The 17,096-nt window shown below is 63.7% G+C and carries 15 protein-coding genes and 1 pseudogene; 10 read left to right on the top strand and 6 right to left on the bottom strand.

The window, feature by feature from the left end; genetic code table 11:
* Nucleotides 1-14: 14 nt before the first annotated feature.
* Both A9971_RS31995 and A9971_RS31990 read left to right on the top strand, forming a co-directional pair.
* Nucleotides 15-416: a DUF6713 family protein gene (locus tag A9971_RS31995; RefSeq protein ID WP_065363747.1), complete on the top strand. Its 402-nt coding sequence runs from the start codon at nucleotides 15-17 to the stop codon at nucleotides 414-416.
* A gap of 14 nt (nucleotides 417-430) precedes the next feature.
* Nucleotides 431-760, top strand: coding sequence for a DUF2834 domain-containing protein (locus A9971_RS31990; RefSeq protein WP_011060740.1), 330 nt, complete (start codon nucleotides 431-433; stop codon nucleotides 758-760).
* 9 nt (nucleotides 761-769) lie between these two features.
* Here A9971_RS31990 and A9971_RS31985 read toward each other — a convergent pair whose 3' ends face one another.
* Entirely contained in the window at nucleotides 770-2,125 is a 1,356-nt protein-coding gene (locus tag A9971_RS31985; protein WP_011060739.1) for an MATE family efflux transporter, read from the bottom strand.
* Between the two features lie 133 nt (nucleotides 2,126-2,258).
* The gene (locus A9971_RS31980; protein WP_123473186.1) at nucleotides 2,259-3,242 is read right to left on the bottom strand and encodes an MDR family oxidoreductase; all 984 of its coding nucleotides are present in this window, start codon (nucleotides 3,240-3,242) and stop codon (nucleotides 2,259-2,261) included.
* 284 nt (nucleotides 3,243-3,526) lie between these two features.
* Between A9971_RS31980 and A9971_RS31975 the strand changes: the two genes are divergently transcribed.
* Both A9971_RS31975 and A9971_RS31970 read left to right on the top strand, forming a co-directional pair.
* Nucleotides 3,527-4,462, top strand: a complete 936-nt coding sequence (locus A9971_RS31975) for an ankyrin repeat domain-containing protein (protein WP_183000453.1) — start codon at nucleotides 3,527-3,529, stop codon at nucleotides 4,460-4,462.
* Nucleotides 4,463-4,703: 241 nt separating this feature from the next.
* Nucleotides 4,704-5,645 (top strand): class I SAM-dependent methyltransferase, encoded by a 942-nt coding sequence (locus A9971_RS31970; RefSeq protein ID WP_011060737.1) that lies wholly within the window; start codon nucleotides 4,704-4,706, stop codon nucleotides 5,643-5,645.
* A gap of 55 nt (nucleotides 5,646-5,700) precedes the next feature.
* Here A9971_RS31970 and A9971_RS31965 read toward each other — a convergent pair whose 3' ends face one another.
* The 3 genes and pseudogenes from A9971_RS31965 to A9971_RS31955 all read right to left on the bottom strand — a co-directional run bounded on the left by A9971_RS31965 (nucleotide 5,701) and on the right by A9971_RS31955 (nucleotide 7,267).
* Nucleotides 5,701-6,159 carry a GNAT family N-acetyltransferase gene (locus A9971_RS31965; RefSeq protein WP_011060736.1) on the bottom strand — a complete coding sequence of 153 codons (459 nt, stop codon included), beginning with the start codon at nucleotides 6,157-6,159 and terminating at the stop codon, nucleotides 5,701-5,703.
* Nucleotides 6,160-6,288: 129 nt separating this feature from the next.
* Nucleotides 6,289-6,411, bottom strand: a pseudogene (locus tag A9971_RS31960) (agmatine deiminase family protein); the annotation flags it as partial.
* 226 nt (nucleotides 6,412-6,637) lie between these two features.
* On the bottom strand, nucleotides 6,638-7,267 hold the full coding sequence (locus A9971_RS31955; RefSeq protein ID WP_047336427.1) for a response regulator transcription factor: 630 nt from the start codon (nucleotides 7,265-7,267) through the stop codon (nucleotides 6,638-6,640).
* Between the two features lie 340 nt (nucleotides 7,268-7,607).
* Between A9971_RS31955 and A9971_RS31950 the strand changes: the two genes are divergently transcribed.
* The 3 genes from A9971_RS31950 (at nucleotide 7,608) to A9971_RS31940 (ending at nucleotide 13,337) form a co-directional block, all read left to right on the top strand.
* Complete coding sequence (locus A9971_RS31950) at nucleotides 7,608-8,810, top strand: EAL domain-containing protein (RefSeq protein WP_183000452.1); 1,203 nt, start codon at nucleotides 7,608-7,610, stop codon at nucleotides 8,808-8,810.
* Between the two features lie 248 nt (nucleotides 8,811-9,058).
* Nucleotides 9,059-12,616, top strand: a complete 3,558-nt coding sequence (locus tag A9971_RS31945; protein WP_259656332.1) for a transporter substrate-binding domain-containing protein — start codon at nucleotides 9,059-9,061, stop codon at nucleotides 12,614-12,616.
* A 106-nt stretch (nucleotides 12,617-12,722) separates the two neighbouring features.
* A complete protein-coding gene (locus A9971_RS31940; RefSeq protein WP_183000451.1) occupies nucleotides 12,723-13,337 on the top strand; it encodes a LysE family translocator in 615 nt (204 codons plus the stop codon).
* Here the strand turns inward: A9971_RS31940 and A9971_RS31935 are convergent.
* A complete protein-coding gene (locus A9971_RS31935) occupies nucleotides 13,317-14,234 on the bottom strand; it encodes a LysR family transcriptional regulator (protein ID WP_183000450.1) in 918 nt (305 codons plus the stop codon). The two genes, A9971_RS31940 and A9971_RS31935, sit on opposite strands and share 21 nt — an antisense overlap.
* A 123-nt stretch (nucleotides 14,235-14,357) precedes the next feature.
* Between A9971_RS31935 and A9971_RS31930 the strand changes: the two genes are divergently transcribed.
* From A9971_RS31930 to lhgO, 3 genes are all read left to right on the top strand, one after another.
* Nucleotides 14,358-14,885: a GNAT family N-acetyltransferase gene (locus A9971_RS31930; RefSeq protein WP_183000449.1), complete on the top strand. Its 528-nt coding sequence runs from the start codon at nucleotides 14,358-14,360 to the stop codon at nucleotides 14,883-14,885.
* A 111-nt stretch (nucleotides 14,886-14,996) separates the two neighbouring features.
* On the top strand, nucleotides 14,997-15,707 hold the full coding sequence (locus tag A9971_RS31925) for a FadR/GntR family transcriptional regulator (RefSeq protein WP_011060731.1): 711 nt from the start codon (nucleotides 14,997-14,999) through the stop codon (nucleotides 15,705-15,707).
* 116 nt (nucleotides 15,708-15,823) lie between these two features.
* Nucleotides 15,824-17,017, top strand: coding sequence for an L-2-hydroxyglutarate oxidase (lhgO, locus tag A9971_RS31920; RefSeq protein ID WP_065363738.1), 1,194 nt, complete (start codon nucleotides 15,824-15,826; stop codon nucleotides 17,015-17,017).
* The last annotated feature ends 79 nt before the right edge of the window (nucleotides 17,018-17,096 follow it).

The following is a 17,096-nucleotide window of genomic DNA, read 5'->3' as shown; positions in this document are numbered from 1 at the left end:
CAAGGATTTTCACCGTGAAAAACACACTCTGGCGACTCTGCATCGGGCTGTTCGCCGGCCATGAGCTGGATGCCGTGGCGCAGCGTGAATGGCGCCTGCTGTATGGCCTGCGCGACCTCGACCCCATGCTCGGGCAGCACCTGTTCATTGCCCTGCACGTCCCCCTGTGTGCCGGGCTGGTCCAGCTGTGCGGCCATCGGCGCCGTCGCGTGCGCGAGCTTGCCCGCCAGTGGCTGGCGGCGCTCGCCCTGGTGCATGCCGGGTTGCATCAACGCCTGCGCGACGACCCGCTGTACCTGTTCGACTCCCTGCTGTCGCAAAGCCTGATCTTTGGCTGTGGCGCAGCCGGCCTGCTGTATCTGCTGCTGGGCCTGGCCACCCGCAACCGCCGCGCCGTACACCCTGCCCATCCCTGATCGAGGACTGCGCCATGCGCCACCCTTACCCCGCCCTGCTGGCTCTACTGGGCTTCAGTGCCTACACCCTGTACTGCCTGTTCCAGGCCGAACAGTCGCTGCTGCAATTCGGCCTGCAACTGCTGTCGCGCCCGGACACCGCACAAGTGGTGATCGACCTGTACCTGATGGCGCTGCTGGCGGCTGCGTGGATGCTGGGAGACGCCCGCGCCCGTGGGCGCTCCTGGCGTTCGGTGCTGCCCTATCTGCTGCTGACGGCGGTCTTCGTCTCCATCGGGCCCTTGCTGTACCTGGTGGTTCGCGACCTGCGCCCGCCCCGGCAGCCACTGGCCGGCGGCGCTTGAGCGCGGGCCTCAGATCAGGCGCTGGATCTCCTTGTGGCGCCACACCAGCTTGAAGTAGCAGACCTGCAGCACCAGCATGGTCAGGTAGGCCACCGGGAACGCCATCCACACCCCTTGCAGGCCGAAATGTGCGTCCAGCACATAGGCCGCCGGCACCTGCACCCCGAGGATGCAGAAGATCGAGATCGCCACCGGCACCAGCACCGTGCCGCTGGCGCGCATGATGCCGCCGACCACCGCCTGGAAACCGAACACCAGGATGCTCCAGAGCATGATGTGCAGCAGGTGCTGGGCCTGCACCAGGGCTGCCGGGTCGATGATGAACAGGCCCAGCAGCCAGTGGGAAATCAGGTAGCCGAGCAGCACCAGGGCGCCGGTGAGGCACAGGTTGATCGCAAGCCCGGTACGCAGGATCGGGGTGATGCGCTCCAGGCGCCCGGCGCCGATGGCCTGGGCGCCGAGGATCGAGGCGGTGATAGCGATCGACAGCGCCGGGAACTGCACGTAGTTGACGATCTGGGTCACCGCGCCATAGGCCGCCGTGGCCTGGGAACCGTGGCGGTTGACCAGGGCCAGGATCACCAGTTCGGAAAGCGAGATGACCACCATCTGCACCCCGGTGGGCAGGCCGATGCGCAGCACCTTGCCGAGTATCGCCCGGTTCAGCCGCAGCGCCGCGAACAGCGCCCGGTCCGGGGCCAGGGGGTGGTCGCGGCCACTCAGGCGCCAGACCAGAAACCCCATGGCCAGGATATTTCCCGCCAGCCCGGCGAAGGCCGCACTCTGGATACCCATGGGCGGCAGGCCCAGCCAGCCACGGATCAACGCCGGGGTCAGCAGCAGCCCCGCCAGGGTCGAGACCATCAAGGCCAGCAGGGGCGACAGGGTATCGCTGACACCCCGCAGCAACTGGGTGTAGAGCACGAACACCAGCAGCAGCGGCATGATCAGCATCATCACCCGGGCATAGCCCACTGCGTCGTCCAGTACATCCGCCGGTGTGCCCAGGCCCTGCAGGGCCGGGCGGGCGAACAGCATGCCCAGCACCGCCCCCAGCAGGCCGATCAAGGCCCCCAGCATCAGGGTACTGCCGGCCACCGACTTCACCGCATCCAGCTCCCGGGCACCCCAGGCCTGGCCGATCAGCACAGAGGCACCGGCCCCCAGGCCGATCACCAGGGCAATGAAGAAGAACACGATGGGGAACATCCCCGACACCGCCGCCAACGCCTGGGTGCCCAGCAACTGGCCAATGTAGATACCGTTGAGGGTGCCGGAAAACGACTGCAGGAAATTCGACAGCACCATGGGCAGCAGGAAGACCAGGTACACCTGCCAGAGGGGGCGCTGAGGGGAAATGGACATGAAACAGGCAACCTCGGATCAAGAGGACGAAGGGCCGCGAAGAAGCCCCGTGGCACGGGGCTCGCGTCGGACCTGAAACATGCAGCAACCCAGGCCGCGCACGGCGTTCCGACAGCGCGGCCCGGGGTTTATATCAGTGGTTGACGTCGACCACCACCCGCCCGCGAACCTTGCCTTCAAGCAACTCGTGGGCGACGGTCAGGGCCTCTTCCAGGCCCACTTCGCGGGTGATCCGCTGCAGGTGCTGCAGGTCCACCTCGGCGGCCAGGCGTTCCCAGGCATGCACCCGCTCGTGATAGGGACGGGTCACGCTGTTGATCCCCAAGAGGCTCACCCCACGCAGGATGAAGGGCGCCACCGAGGCCGGGAAATCCATGCCCTGGGCCAACCCGCAGGCGGCCACCAGGCCATCGGCGGCGGTGCCGGCACAGACGTTGGCCAGCGTATGGCTGCCCACCGAGTCAATGGCCGCCGCCCAGCGTTCCTTGGCCAGCGGACGCCCCGGCTGGGACAGCTCGGCGCGCTCGATGATGCGGCTGGCGCCCAGCGCCTTGAGGTAGTCGGCCTCCTCCGGACGCCCGGTGGCGGCGATCACCGAGTAGCCCAGGCGCGACAGCAGGCTGATGGCAAAACTGCCGACCCCGCCGCTGGCACCGGTGACCAGCACCTCGCCGTGTTCGGGGGTCAGGCCGCTGCGCTCCAGGGCGATCAGGCAGAGCATGGCGGTGTAGCCGGCGGTGCCGATGGCCATGGCCTGGCGCGCGCTGAAGGCTTCAGGCAGGTGGATCAGCCAGTCGCCCTGCAACCGGGCCTTCTGCGCCAGCCCGCCCCAGTGGCTCTCGCCCACGCCCCAGCCATTGAGCAGCACCTGTTCACCCGGGCGAAAGCGCGGATGGCTGCTGGCTTCGACGGTGCCTGCCAAGTCGATACCAGGGACCATGGGAAACTGCCGCACCACCGGGCTCTTGCCGGTGATTGCCAGGCCGTCCTTGTAGTTCAGGGTGCTGTAGGCCACCCGGACCGTGACATCGCCCTCAGGCAGTTGCGCCTCCTCCAGCTCGCGCAGATGGGCGCGATAACCTGCAGTGTCTTTGTCGATCACAATGGCCTTGAACATCATGGACTCCTGTTGGCAAGGGAGGCTGCAGCGCTGGCTGCAACGGCGTAGAGCGCGAACGCGCCATCCTACGCAAGCCTCTGCAAGGCGTCCATGAGCCTCCCCTCCCCACCCGCGACGCTCGAAACAGCCCACTGCCCACGCCGGCGTCGCGTATCGCAGTACAGCCCGGCGCGCCCGGCCTGCCGGAACCGGGGCGTGGAGTAGCCCGGGCGTGGCAGAACCTGGCCCCAGAGCGCTACCATGCGGCGGCATCTGCCCCCTGACCGAACGGATTTCCGACCTTGTCCCATCTCCTGGAAAAAGCCGCCGCGCGCGGCGACCTTGCTGCTCTCGAGCGCCTGCTGGATGCGGGTGCGGACCTTGAATGGCAGCACAAGGGCACCGGCCGCACGGCCTTGCTGGCCGCCACTATCGCCGGGCACCGGCCGACCGTGGCGCTGCTGCTGGCGCGCGGCGCGAATGTCCAGCAGCCGTGCAAGGCCCTGGGCTACAGCCCCCTGGCCTGGGCCGCCAGCCACGGCGACACCGCCCTGGCCGAGTTGCTGATCGCCCATGGCGCAGCGCTCGAACAGGCCAGCCCCGAACTGCAACGCACCGCCCTGATGAACGCCGCCCAGGCTGGCCACGAGGCAATGGTGGCCTTGCTGCTCGAGGCCGGCGCCAACCCCTCGCCCGTGGATTTCCAGCAACGCAACGCCTGGTCCCTGGCCGAAGAAAATGGCCATGCCCAGGTCATGCAACAGCTGGAGCAGGCCGGTACCGGGGCACCGCCAGCGCCTGCACCGGCCCCTTCCCTGCCCTGGCCGCCGCTGGTGCCTGGCACTGACAGCAGCGCAGATCCGGTCACCCAGGTGCGGGCCTATACCCTGGCTTTGTACTCTTGGGAACAGCGCGGCAATGCCCTGGGCCACGACGCGCTCGACGCCGCCTTCTGGGCCGAACCGCAACAGTTGCTCGAACGTTTTTGTACCCTGCGACCGCGGGCCTATCCGCGAGCCTCCTATGGTTACCCCACGACCCACGCCGAGGCCGACGAGCTACTGGGCTGCCAGTTGCTCAAGCCCGCCCAGGCCGAAGTGCTGGTGCGCGACCCGGCGTCCCGGGCCCTTTGCTACGAGCATCGCTTCGTGGTCAAGCGGGTTGCCGGCCAATGGCGCATCGACAGCGTCAAGCGCCGCCTGGCCGGCACCCAGAAATGGGCAAACGCCATTCTCTAGCGGGGGCAAGGGGCAAGAGCGAACGGGCGCAGCCTGCTCGACGTGCGTCACGGTTCGAGCCCGTCGCCCTTGGCGTGCAGTCGCCCGCCATCACCACCGCTGTCCAGATCCGCGTTGAAACACGTGCCGACAAGCCCCTGGCCCGACAGCAGGCGGCCGCCAGCCAGCAGCAATTGCTGGTTGGCAGGCGGGCTGCTGCCCGTGGTTAAATGCCGCCCCGAAAAAATGACCGGCCCCGCTGATGACCCCTCTCGCCCTCGCCACCCTCAACCAGCACCTGTTGACCGCCCTGGCCGCCGCGCCCGGCGAAACCCGGCGCCTGTTCCATGGCCGCGGCCGCTGCTGGCCGGGGCTGGAACAGCTGACCGTGGACTGGCTGCAGGGGGTAGTGCTGGTGTCCTTGTTCAAGGAACCCGAAGCCGGGCAACTCGAAGCCCTGCAGCAGTTGCTGGCGGACCTGGGCTCGACCCCGCAATGGGTGGCCAGCGGCGCCCGCAGCCTGATGCTGCAACACCGCTACCTGCCCGACAGCCGTGGCGAGTGGCTGCTGGGCGAGGCCATCGACAGTTGCACCATCACCGAGGAAGGCCTGCGCTACCAGGTGGACCTGGGCAGCAAGCAGAACAACGGGCTGTTCCTCGACATGCGCTACGGGCGCAACTGGGTGCGGGCCAATGCCCGGGGCAAGAATGTCCTGAACCTGTTTGCCTATACCTGCGGCTTCTCGGTGGCGGCGATTGCCGGCGGTGCCGAGCGGGTGGTCAACCTCGACATGTCCCGGGCGGCCTTGAGCCGCGGCCGCGACAACCACCGGCTCAACGGCCACGACACCAGCCGGGTGAGCTTCCTCGGCCATGACCTGTTCAAGTCCTGGAGCAAGGTCAAGCAGGGCGGGCCCTATGACCTGGTGATCATCGACCCGCCGTCGTTCCAGAAAGGCAGCTTTGTCCTCGGCAAGGACTATGCGCGGGTGCTGCGGCGCCTGCCGGAGTTGCTCACGGCCGATGGTTGCGTACTGGCGTGCATGAATGATCCGGCGTTTAGCGTGGATTTTCTTCTGGAGGGGATGGCCGAAGCCGCGCCGGGGTTGCGCTTTGAACAGCGGCTGGAGAACCCGCCGGAGTTTCCGGATGCGGATCCGCAGTGCGGGCTCAAGGCACTGGTATTTCGGCATGGGGCATAGGCCTTGATCCTGGCTGGGTGGCCGTTGCTGCAGCAACGGGCATCCAGCCAGGCCCTTACAACTCCATCCGATACTCGATCACCCCCGGCTTGTGCGCCACCCAGTCATACAACCGTTGCGCCCGCTTGTTGCTCTCCTGGGTATGCCAGTACAAACGAGCGCACTGGTGTTGCCGGGCAAAGGCCTGCACCCACTCGATCAACAGTTTCCCCGCCCCGCTGCCGCGAATCGACGGGGCCACGTACAGGTCTTCCAGATAGCAGAAGTCGCCGACGGCCCAGGTCGAACGGTGCAACACCAGGTTGACGAAGCCGATGACTTCATCGCCCTGCACCGCCACCGCCGAATACATCGGTTCCCGCGAATCGAGGAAACGCTCGAACGTGCGGCGGCTGACCTCTTCGCTCAGCGTCACCTGATAGAAATCCTGATAGGCCAGCCACAGCGGCAGCCATTGCTGGTAATCCCCAGGCTGAATCGCCCGTACCGTCACCGCAGGTTGTTGATCGCTCATTACGCGCTCCTCTTGATCATCCACACCGGGATCAGCCCCGGTTATTGAAGAGTGCGCAGGTTAGTGCGTGAGTGGCGGATTTTATCAGGCCAATTCTGCCATCTGTAACAGACCACTTTTCCCAACCCCTCACAGCCCGGGCTGCTGATGGGTCACGCAGTGAATGCCGCCGCCCCCTGCGGCGATAGCGTCGATATCCAGCTGGATCACCTGCCGCCCGGGATACAGGCTGGCCAGCAGGCGGTGGGCCTTGCCCTGGTCAGCCAATTGCTGAGCCCTTTGTGCGAACAGAGCGTGCGCGGCCCGACCTGGGCCTGGCTGATTCACCGCGACAGTGAAAGCAGCCCGCTGACCCGCAGTTTCTCGCAGTGGCTACAGGCTGCGCTGAAGGGAACAGTGCAGGCAGGCCCCTACAATTGAGACAGGCGCTCGGCAGACTCCGCGGCCTGATATCCAGGGTGACGATCTGGACGCTGGGTTAACTGACGATGTTGTTGCGCTTGGCAAAGTCCACCAACTCCAGAAAGGAGTCGGCATTGATCTTTCTCAAGATCCGAGTCTTATAAGTACTGATGGTCTTATTACTAAGCAACATCTTGTCGCCAATTGCCTTATTGCTATAACCCAGGGCCAGTTGCTGCAGGATCAGGATCTCTCTATCGGTCAGTTTCTTTATCCGCGCGGCATCACTGGCCGAGCCATCGCTGGCTTTCGGAGCATTCAGGGAACGATTGGGGAAATAGGTGTAACCGTCCAGCAAGGCCGTGATGGCATTGCTCAGGCTCTGCATGCTTTGCTCTTTGCTGACGAAACCATTGGCACCCACTGCAATACAGCGATTGAGATAGGTCTCCACTGGCAGCGAGGTAAATATCAGGATCAATACCGGCTGTGCCAGTGCCCGGATGCGACTGATGACCTCCAGGCCATCCTGTTTCGGCATGCTGATGTCGAGAATGACCACATCCGGTTCAAGACTTCTGATCAGGCTCACGGCATCTACCCCGTTATCGGTGTCTCCGACAACATCCAGGCCTTGGCTGCCCAATGCAATTTTCAGTGCGGAGCGAATAACAGGATGATCATCGACGATCAGTACTCTTTTCATATTTCACATCACTGACAAATTATAAAAGTGCAATTTAAAACAATACTGACTGGCGCCAGAATTCCAACTAGAAAGTTGTGAAGCCACACCTCACAGAACCTCAGGCCCGGAATTAAACTCGCCTATTAAGAGGCAAATGCAAGGGGTTGTAAAGTATACATTTTTTACCACCTTTAAAAATAATCGCCCTTCTTAGTTGATTACGATGAACATTGTAAGATGCGAAGATTTTCTTGATTCCACTAGGAAATTTCCCACAAAACGGAGGGAACGAGCTGAAAGATTTGCCAGGAAAGGTCGATGAAGATAGCCCTTGTCATCACTCCTCAGACGCTCATCCATGCCCGAAATCAGTGTACTGGTCCTTGAAGACCAACCGTTCCAGCGACTGGTCGCTGTGTCGGCGTTAAGAAAGGCCGGTATTGGCCCACTCTGTGAAGCCGCCGATGGCGATGAAGCACTGGCGGTGCTCAAAGCCGCGGGTGGCGTGGATGTAGCGATCTGCGACCTGCACATGCGCGGTATGGATGGCCTGACCTTCCTGCACCATGCCAGCCAGAGCGGCCTGTTACGCTCGGTCATCCTCAGCAGCGACCTGGACCCGATACTGCGCCAGGCGACCGCGTCGATGATCCAGTCCCTGGGGCTGGAGTTTCTCGGAGACCTGGGCAAGCCCTTCAACCTCGGTCGCGCCCGCTCGCTGCTGCAGCGCTACAGTCGCCCGGCGCTGGCCTCGGAGGTTGCTGCCGAGCCCCCCCGAACACCCAGTGTTTCAGACATCTTGCGCGGCCTGAACAATGGGGAATTCGAAGCCTATTACCAACCCAAGGTGGACTTGGCCAATGGCCAGTTGCGCGGAGCCGAAGTACTGGCACGCTGGAACCACCCGCAGCTAGGCATCCTGCCCCCCGCGCGCTTTCTGTCCACCATGGAAACCAACGACTTGATCGGGCAGCTCTTCGGCGCTCTGCTCAGCCAGGGCATTGCCCTGCAACGGCAGTTGATCCAGCTGCGGCATCCCGTGGAGCTGGCCTTCAACCTGCACGTCTCGCAACTGGCCTCGGTAGAACTGGTGGAACACATCGGCCAGGCCCTGGAGCAGTTCCAGTTGCCCGCCAGCGGCTTGCTGTTTGAAGTGACAGAGTCCGGTTTGATCCAGGCGCCGGCCAGCAGCCTGGAAACCCTGCTCAGGTTACGACTGCTGGGCTGCGGCTTGGCCATGGATGATTTTGGCGCCGGCTACTCTTCGCTTGAGCGGCTCTGCGAATTCCCCTTCAGCCAGATCAAGCTGGATGCCTCGTTCGTGCGCAAACTGGATTTTCAACCCCGCAGCCGGGCCGTCATCCGCAGTGCCGTCACACTGGCGCAGGCCCTTGGCCTGTCCCTGGTAGTCGAAGGCGTCGAGACTCCCGCGCAGTCACAGCAATTACATGAACTGGGCTGTGCCCTGGCCCAGGGGTTTCTGTTCGCCCGCCCGATGCCCGCCAAGCATTTCATCTCCTACTGCCAGGATCAAAATGTGCAGCAATTCACGCCCCATTGATCCGTGTTGATAGACAATGCAAGCCACACCGCGCACCACCGATGGCCCCCCTGCACTCCGGGCATTTGCCTGCTGCTTGAGCTAGCGTTCTTAAAGCCTTTCGTTCCAACCAGGTAGTTCCGATTTTGCCCATCTCGTCTTTTTTTGCCCGCTCAAGGCACCTGCTGCCGGCGCTCTGCCTCATGTTGATGAGCGGCCTCGCCTGGGCTGAGAGTTCCACGCTCCCTTCCCTGAACATCAACAGTCAGTTGACCCCAACATCCAGCGAAATCGTCCTTGACGACGCCGACTGGCATTGGCTGCGACAGAAGCATCGCCTGGTCCTGGGCGTCTCCGCGTCGCGCTTTCCACCCTATGACATTCTCTACAGCAACCAGGACTACGAAGGCATCACCGCAGACTACCTGGCGCTGGCCGGGAAGCTGCTGAACATCCAGGTGCAGGCCGTCTCGGTCCCCGACAGGGCTACCGGGCTGGCCGCCCTCGCCTCAGGAGAAATTGACCTGCTAGGCACCTCCAACAGTTTCGAGGATCACAACCCGGCGGTGATACTGAGCAAACCCTATGTGCGGGATCGGCCGGCGCTGTTCCGGCGCCAGGGCGATACACGGATCTTTGCCGATGACCTGCATGGGCTGAAGATCGCCATGCCCAGGGACTACCTGCGGCTGGCCGAACTGCAGGCCCGCTTCCCTGCCGCGCAGATCATCTCGATGAACTCCCACATGGAAGCCATGGCGGCACTGGCCTTCGGCAGGACCGATCTGTACCTGGGCGATAACCTTTCGGCCTTCGACATGATCAATCAGAGCTACTTCAGCGAAGTGCGCTTCGAGCGCTTTCTCGACCTGAATGTGGCCGGCTTCAGCTTCGCCATGAATCAGGACAACCCGCGCCTGCATCGCATCATCGACCGGGTGATCGATACGCTGGGCGAGGATCGCCAGCAGCTCATCATCAAGCGCTGGACCGGGGGCGATGTGGCGCTGGCCGACGGCAAGCTGACCCTGACCCCTCAGGAAAATCGCTGGATCACGCGCCACCCTGTCGTGCGCCTGGTGATCAATGACGATCTGGCCCCCGTCGCCTACTACAACACCGAGGGCAACTTCACCGGTATTGTCGCCGACCTGCTGGTGATGATTTCCCTGCGTACGGGCCTGCAATTCGAGGTGCAACGCCAGGGCAGTTTCTCCAGCATCATGACGGCCCTGAAAAACAAGAGTGCCGACTTGACGATCCTGACGGCCAGTCCCGATCGCGAAGATTTCCTGCGCTTCAGCCGCCCTTTCGGCACCACGGCTTTCGCCCTGGTGAACAAGGAAGGAGCCGGGGCCGCCAGCGCCGACCTCACCGGCTTGCAGGACAAGCGGCTGGCCATGGTCGAAGGGCATGTGCTGCTCAAGAAAAGCGCCAGCGAATTTCCACGGATCCATATCGTCACCGCCCCCACCACTCTCGATGCCCTGAGCCTGGTCAACGACGGCAAGGCCGATGCCGCACTCCTGGCCCTGACCAGTGCGCGCTATTACGTCGCGCGGCTGTATGACCAGAAGCTGCACGTCGCCAACATCATCGATAACGGCCAGGCCACCGGCAACTTCGCCATGCGCCGCAGCGATACCGAACTGCAGTCGATCCTGGACAAGGCCTTGCAGAGCATTCCGCCTGACGAACTGAATGCCATTTCCTACCGCTGGCGGGCCAACGCTTCGATGAGCGGACAGACCTGGCGCGACTACCGCGGCGTCATCGCCATCGTCGTCACTGGCGCCCTGCTGCTATTGCTGATGGCCCTGGGCTGGATCTTTCATCTGCGCCGGCAGATCAGCAAGCGGCTCGAGGCGGAACAGGCGTTGAGCGAGCAATTGACCTTCGTTCAGACCCTGACCGATGGCATGCCGCACCCGGTGTACGTGCGGGATCGCAACGGCCACATGCTGTCGTGCAATGACAGTTACCTGCAAGCCACAGGCCTCACGCGCCAGCAGGTGATCGGCAAGACCGTCACCCAGCTCCTTGAAGACCCGGGCGTGTCGATCCCCGACCTGCACGACAACTATCTAGAAGCCATGGAGCAGGACCAGATCATCAATAGCTCGCAGAGCATCGAGCTGTGCGGCAAGACGCTGTGGATCGATCGCTGGGTCCAGCCGTTCCATGGTCCCTCCGGTGCGGTCAAAGGCGTGATCTGTGGCTGGCTGGACCTCACCGACCATCGCCGGCTGGTGGATGAACTGGAGAGTGCGAAAGACCTGGCCGACGAAGCCAGCCGGACCAAGACCGCCTTTCTCGCCTCCATGAGCCATGAAATCCGCACCCCGATGAATGCAGTGATCGGCATCCTTGAGCTGGTCCTCAAGCGCGGCGAGCGCGGCCAGTTCGACCAGGCCAGTATCGAGATCGCCTACTCCTCGGCCAAGAGCCTGCTGGGGCTGATCGGCGATATTCTCGATATCGCCCGTATCGAGTCCGGACGCCTGAGCCTGTCGCCGAAACGAGCCAACCTGCGTGAACTGATGGAGTCGGTGGTGCTGGTCTTCGAGGGCCTGTCGCTGCAGAAAGGCCTGGAGCTGAAACTGGATATCGACTCCAGCACCAACTGCGACGTGCTGATCGATCCACTGCGCTTCAAGCAGGTGTTGTCCAACCTGCTGAGCAATGCCATCAAGTTCACCGACGAGGGCTGCGTCAAGGTCCAGCTCAGGGGCGAGATTGTCGAGACCGCCCGCCTGAATCTGCACCTGCTGATCGAGGATTCCGGGATCGGCATCTCCACCGAGGATCAGCAAAAGCTCTTCCAGCCATTTGCCCAGGCCACTCATGGCGTCCACAAAGGCCAGGATGGGGCAGGCCTGGGTCTGCTGATCAGCCGCTCGCTGTGCGAACTCATGGGGGGGCGCCTGACCATGACCAGCACCCGGGGCCAAGGCACCCAGGTCCAGGTCGAGCTGCAACTCAATATCCTCGAACCCGTCGAGGCCCCTCATTCGCTCAACATGAAGCTGCTGCCCGAAGCCGCCCAGGCGTGGAACGTGCTGGTGGTGGACGACCACGCCATCAACCGGGAGATCCTGCGCCAGCAGATGAACTTCCTCGGACACCAGGTGACGGAAGCCGACAACGGCTCGGTCGCGCTGGACAAGTGGCGCAAGGGCGAGTTCGATGTGGTGCTCACCGACTGCCACATGCCCTTGCTCAGCGGCCCGGAACTGGCCAGGGCGATTCGCCAGGAAGAGAACGAGCAACAGCATTCGCCCTGCGTCATCGTCGGCCTTACCGCCGACGCTCAACCCGAAGAGCTGGAACGCTGCATTCAGGCAGGGATGAACGAATGCCTGATCAAGCCGGTGGGCCTGGATGTTCTGGCGGAACGCATCACCAGCATCTACCGGACCTGTCAGCGCAACATCGATTGCCTGCCGCAAAACGACCGCGAACCCATCGCCGACTTCGATCAGAACGTGCTGTATGACCTCACGCCATTGGCTGAACTGACGGTTGGCGATCCCAGCCTGATGACCCATCTGCTCGACGAATTGCTGGTGAGCAACCGCAAGGATCTTGAGGACCTTATCCAACTGGTGGAAGAGAAAAATGCGCGGGGCTTGTCTGAACTGGCCCATCGAATAAAAGGCGCAGCCCGAGTAGTCACCGCCAACCGATTGATCAGTTGTTGTGAACAACTGGAACGGATCTGTACCGAACAGCAATTGCCCTATTCGGTTCTGCTGGAGGCAGGCGACGCCGTTGAACAGGCGATCTTTGAACTGGAGCAGGCACTGGCGCGGTTGCCCAAGGAATAGGACCGCACTGGTGCAAAACCGCTTTCCATTCCTGCCCCTAACTCCACGCATGGCGGCGCCTTAAGCTGGCGCCTGTGCAATCCGCACTGCCTTCCAGGAGCCGCCCGTGCCCCCGATCCACGACATCAACTGGCCGCTGTGGCTGTCCACCATGCTGCCCATGGCCCTGAGCGCCGGCCCCGGCAACCTGATGGTGGCCAGCTCCGGCGCCCGCAGCGGCGTGCGGCGTTCCCTGCGCTTCATCTGCGGGCTGGACCTGACCTACCTGCTCCTGGCGCTACTGGTGGGGCTGGGGCTGTATCACAGCCTGGCGGCGTATCCAGGGTTGCTCTGGGGCCTGCGGGTAGCGGGCAGCCTGTACATTTTCTGGCTGGGCCTGCGCCTGCTGCTGCGGCCATTGCGCAAGCCTGGCGAGCAGAGTGAAGCCCTGCAGTTTCGTGATGGCGTGATGCTGCAACTGGGCAACGTGCAGGGTCTGGTGATGCTGCTGGTCATGTTCTCCACCTTCAGCCCGGGCGCCGATGCGGGCACTGCCGTGGTGCTGGCGCTCAGCGCCGCGCTGATCGCGGTGAACCTGTTCGGCCACCTGCTGTGGGCCAGCCTGGGCTCAAGCCTGCAGCGGCTGATGCGCGACCGCCCGCGCCTGCTGCTGGCGCAGAATGCGCTGTTCGGCTTGCTGCTGATGGCGGTGGCCGGGTGGCTATTGCTGCGTGGCGCCTAGCGCGTCAGCCGGCCTTGCCTCACCCTGCAAGCCCTGGCGCGCCAGCAGATCGCAGAGAAATTCCGCCACCCGCTCGACTCGCTCCTGGCCCTGGGTCGCCAGGTTGCGCAGCAGCCAGATATCCGCGCGGTGGGCCGGAGCCTGGGGCAAGACCCGGTGCAGGCCCAGGGGTTCTGCGATATAGGCTGGCAAGGCGGCAATCCCCAGGCCCGCCTGCACCGCCTTGAGCTGCGCCTCCAGGTTGCCGGTGCGCATCCACAACGGCTGATCACCGCTGAGCTGGTCCAGCCAGCGGGCCAGGGGCATGTGGGCCAGGGTCTGGTTCCAGCCGATCAGCGAATGCTGGCGCAGCTCCGAAGGCTTCTCGGGGCAGCCATGGGCTGCGGCATAACCTGGGGAACAGAACAGCGCCTGGGTCAACTCGCCGACCCGGCGCAGGGTGAAGTTGCCGGCTTCCGGCCGTTGCAGGCGCAGCAGCAGGTCGCTGTGGCTCTGGGTGAGCTTGACCGAGCGCGCCGCATTGACGAAATCGAAGCTGATCTGCGGATGCTGCAAGCGAAACTGCGCCAGTGCGGGAATGATCAGGTGGCTACCCATCAACTCCGGGCATTCGATGCGCACCACCCCGGCCATGCGCGCGCCTGGCCGGGACAACTGGCGTTCCATCAGGCGCAAGCGCTCCTCGATCTCCAGCGCCATGGGCAGCAGGGCCTGGCCGGCTTCGGTGAGGAAATAGCCCTGGGTGGTCTTGAGGAACAGCACGCTGCTCAAGGCCTGCTCCAGCACCAGGATCTTGCGCGAGACCGTCGAGGCCGACACCTTCAGCGCCTGCCCGGCGTCGGTGATGTTGCTGGCATTGGCGACGGCAATGAAAAACCGCAGATCGTCCCAGTTCACGCTTACCTGCCCTATCCCTGAAAACCCAGGCCCGGGATCTTATGCGAAATAAGCAGCGCAGCGGTCAGACTTTTCTCCTGTAAAGTGCCCAAAATCTTTCCTGCCCACGGATCGGGAGCCCCCATGCTGGAACTGCACACCCCTCGCCTGAACCTGCGCCCCCTGAACGCCCATGACTGGGAGCTGTTCCTGGCCCTGCACAGCGACCCGGAAAACCTGCGCTATGTCTGCGATCCGCTCTCCCGCATGCAGATCGAGGAGCGTTTCACCTCGCGCCTGCCCCATTGGGACATGGATTGCGACCACTGGCTGTGCCTGGTGATCCGTGATCGCCACAGCGGCGAGGAGCTGGGCTTCACCGGCCTGCGAGTCAGCGACCGGCCCAGCGCCGAAGCCGAGGTCGGCTACCTGCTGGCCCCCGGTCATCAAGGCAAGGGCCTGGCCACGGAATCCCTGCGCACGCTGATGCAGTACGCCCGCCACAGCCTGGGGATCAAGCGCCTGGTGGCCACGGTCACCGACGGCAATGCTGCGTCCTGCCAGGTTCTGGAGCGATGCGGTTTCGTCTTCCAGCAACGTGACGAAGGGGCCTTCCGCATGGGTGGCGAAGACTTCGACGACCTGATTTTCAGCTGCCCCCTGACGGCCTGAGTGCGGCTTTGTGGGACCCCACCTACGCCTGCCTGGCGTGGGTTTTTCTTGACAGCGAAAATTCCCAACGGCTATTGTCTGACAACCTGACTACCAAGGTTTTACCCACCCATGCTTGAACTCCAGCGACCCGACTCTCTCGTTGTGCGCGTGGTCAATGCGATCCGCACCGAGATCGACTCCGGCCGCCTGGCCCCCGAATCGCGCCTGCCGACCGAGCAGCAACTGGCCGAGCAGTTGAACGTCAGCCGCTCGGTGATTCGCGAGGCCATCGCCCAGCTCAAGGCCGACGGCGTACTGATCGCCCGGCGTGGCCTGGGTTCGTACATTTCCAAGACCCCCGCCGGCACCGTGTTCCGTTTCCCCCAGGGCGATGGCCGCCTGCCGGACCTGGCGCAGATGTTCGAGATGCGTTTGTGGATCGAAACCCAGGCCGCGTCGATCGCCGCCCAGCGCCGCGACGCCGCCGACCTGCAACGGATGCAGGGCGCGTTGCAGGAAATGCACGACAAGCGCAGTGATTTCGAAGCCGCGGGGCTGGCCGACGTGGAGTTCCACCGGGCCATCGCCGAGGCCAGCAAGAACGACTATTTCGTGGCCTTCCATGATTTTCTGCGCAGCCAGCTGACCAGCGCCCGCAAGGCCGCCTGGGAGAACTCGGCGCTGCGCATGGTGGGCGGTTCCGCCGATGCCACCCAGGAACACCAGGCGCTGTACCAGGCGATTGCCGCTGGCGACCGCCAGGCCGCCGCCGGTTGCGCCGACGCCCACTTGCGGGCTTCGGCCAAGCGCCTGGGCCTGGAGCTGCCGACTATCGATTGACCCCAGCTTCACGCTTCGAGCCGCATGCCACGGCCTGCGGTTTTTTTGTCGGATTAGTTAGTCTGACAACCTGATAACCAGACCGAAACGCATTGGATCCAAGGTACCTAAGAACAATGATTTATGACTTTTGCATCATCGGCGGCGGCATCGTCGGCCTGGCTACGGCGATGGAGATCCTCAAGCGCCAGCCCGGCGCTTCGCTGGTCATCCTGGAAAAGGAAAACGTCCTGGCCAAGCACCAGACCGGGCACAACAGCGGGGTGATCCACGCCGGCATCTACTACGCCCCGGGCAGCCTCAAGGCCGACCTGTGCAAGCGTGGCGCCGAGGCCACCAAGCAGTTCTGCAGCGAGCACGGGATCAAGTTCGAGGTCTGCGGCAAGGTGCTGGTGGCGTCCAATGCCCTGGAAGTGCAGCGCATGGAGGCCCTGTACCAGCGCTCGCAACAGAACGGCCTGAAGGTGGAGCGCCTGGACGCCGAGCAACTGCGCCAGCGCGAACCGAATATCGTCGGCCTTGGCGGGCTGTTCCTCGACGCCACCGGCATCGTCGACTACCGCGAAGTCTGCGACACCATGGCCCGGGTGATCCGCCGCGAGGGCGGCGAGATCTGCCTGAGCCAGACCGTCACCGCGATCCAGGAAAGCGCCGACAGCGTCACCGTCAGCAGCCACGGCGGCAGCTGGCAGGCGAAGAAGCTGGTGGCCTGCGCCGGCCTGCAATCGGATCGCCTGGCGGTGATGGCCGGGGTGAAGATCGACCACCAGATCATCCCCTTCCGCGGCGAATACTTCCGTCTGCCGGCGTCGAAGAACAACATCGTCAATCACTTGATCTACCCGATCCCCGATCCGGAGCTGCCGTTCCTCGGGGTGCACCTGACCCGCATGATCGACGGCAGCGTTACCGTCGGCCCCAACGCGGTACTGGGCCTGGGCCGGGAGAACTACAGGAAGTTCTCCATCAACTGGCGCGACGTGGCGCAGTACGCCAGCTTCCCCGGTTTCTGGAAAACCATCTGGCAGAACCTCGGCTCCGGCACCACCGAGATGAAGAACTCGCTGTTCAAGTCCGGCTACCTGGAGCAGTGCCGCAAGTACTGCCCTTCTCTGCAAGTGGAAGACCTGCTGCCTTATGAGGCGGGGATCCGCGCCCAGGCGGTGATGCGCGACGGCAGCCTGGTGCACGATTTCCTGTTCGCCGAAACCCCGCGCATGTTGCATGTGTGCAACGCGCCCTCGCCCGCCGCCACCTCGGCGATTCCCATTGGCTCGATGATTGCCGACCGGATTTTCCAGGCCGCCTGAAACACCCCGCGCCATCACCTTGCAGCGCAGTGCCCCGGCACTGCCAAGCGGGCCGCGTGTCGCCGCAATACCCCTTGGC

Source organism: Pseudomonas sp. UME65 (genome assembly GCF_014170225.1).
Lineage (GTDB): Bacteria > Pseudomonadota > Gammaproteobacteria > Pseudomonadales > Pseudomonadaceae > Aquipseudomonas > Aquipseudomonas protegens.
The sequence above is the reverse complement of the archived record's forward strand: the minus strand, read 5'-3'. Positions and strand labels throughout refer to the sequence as shown.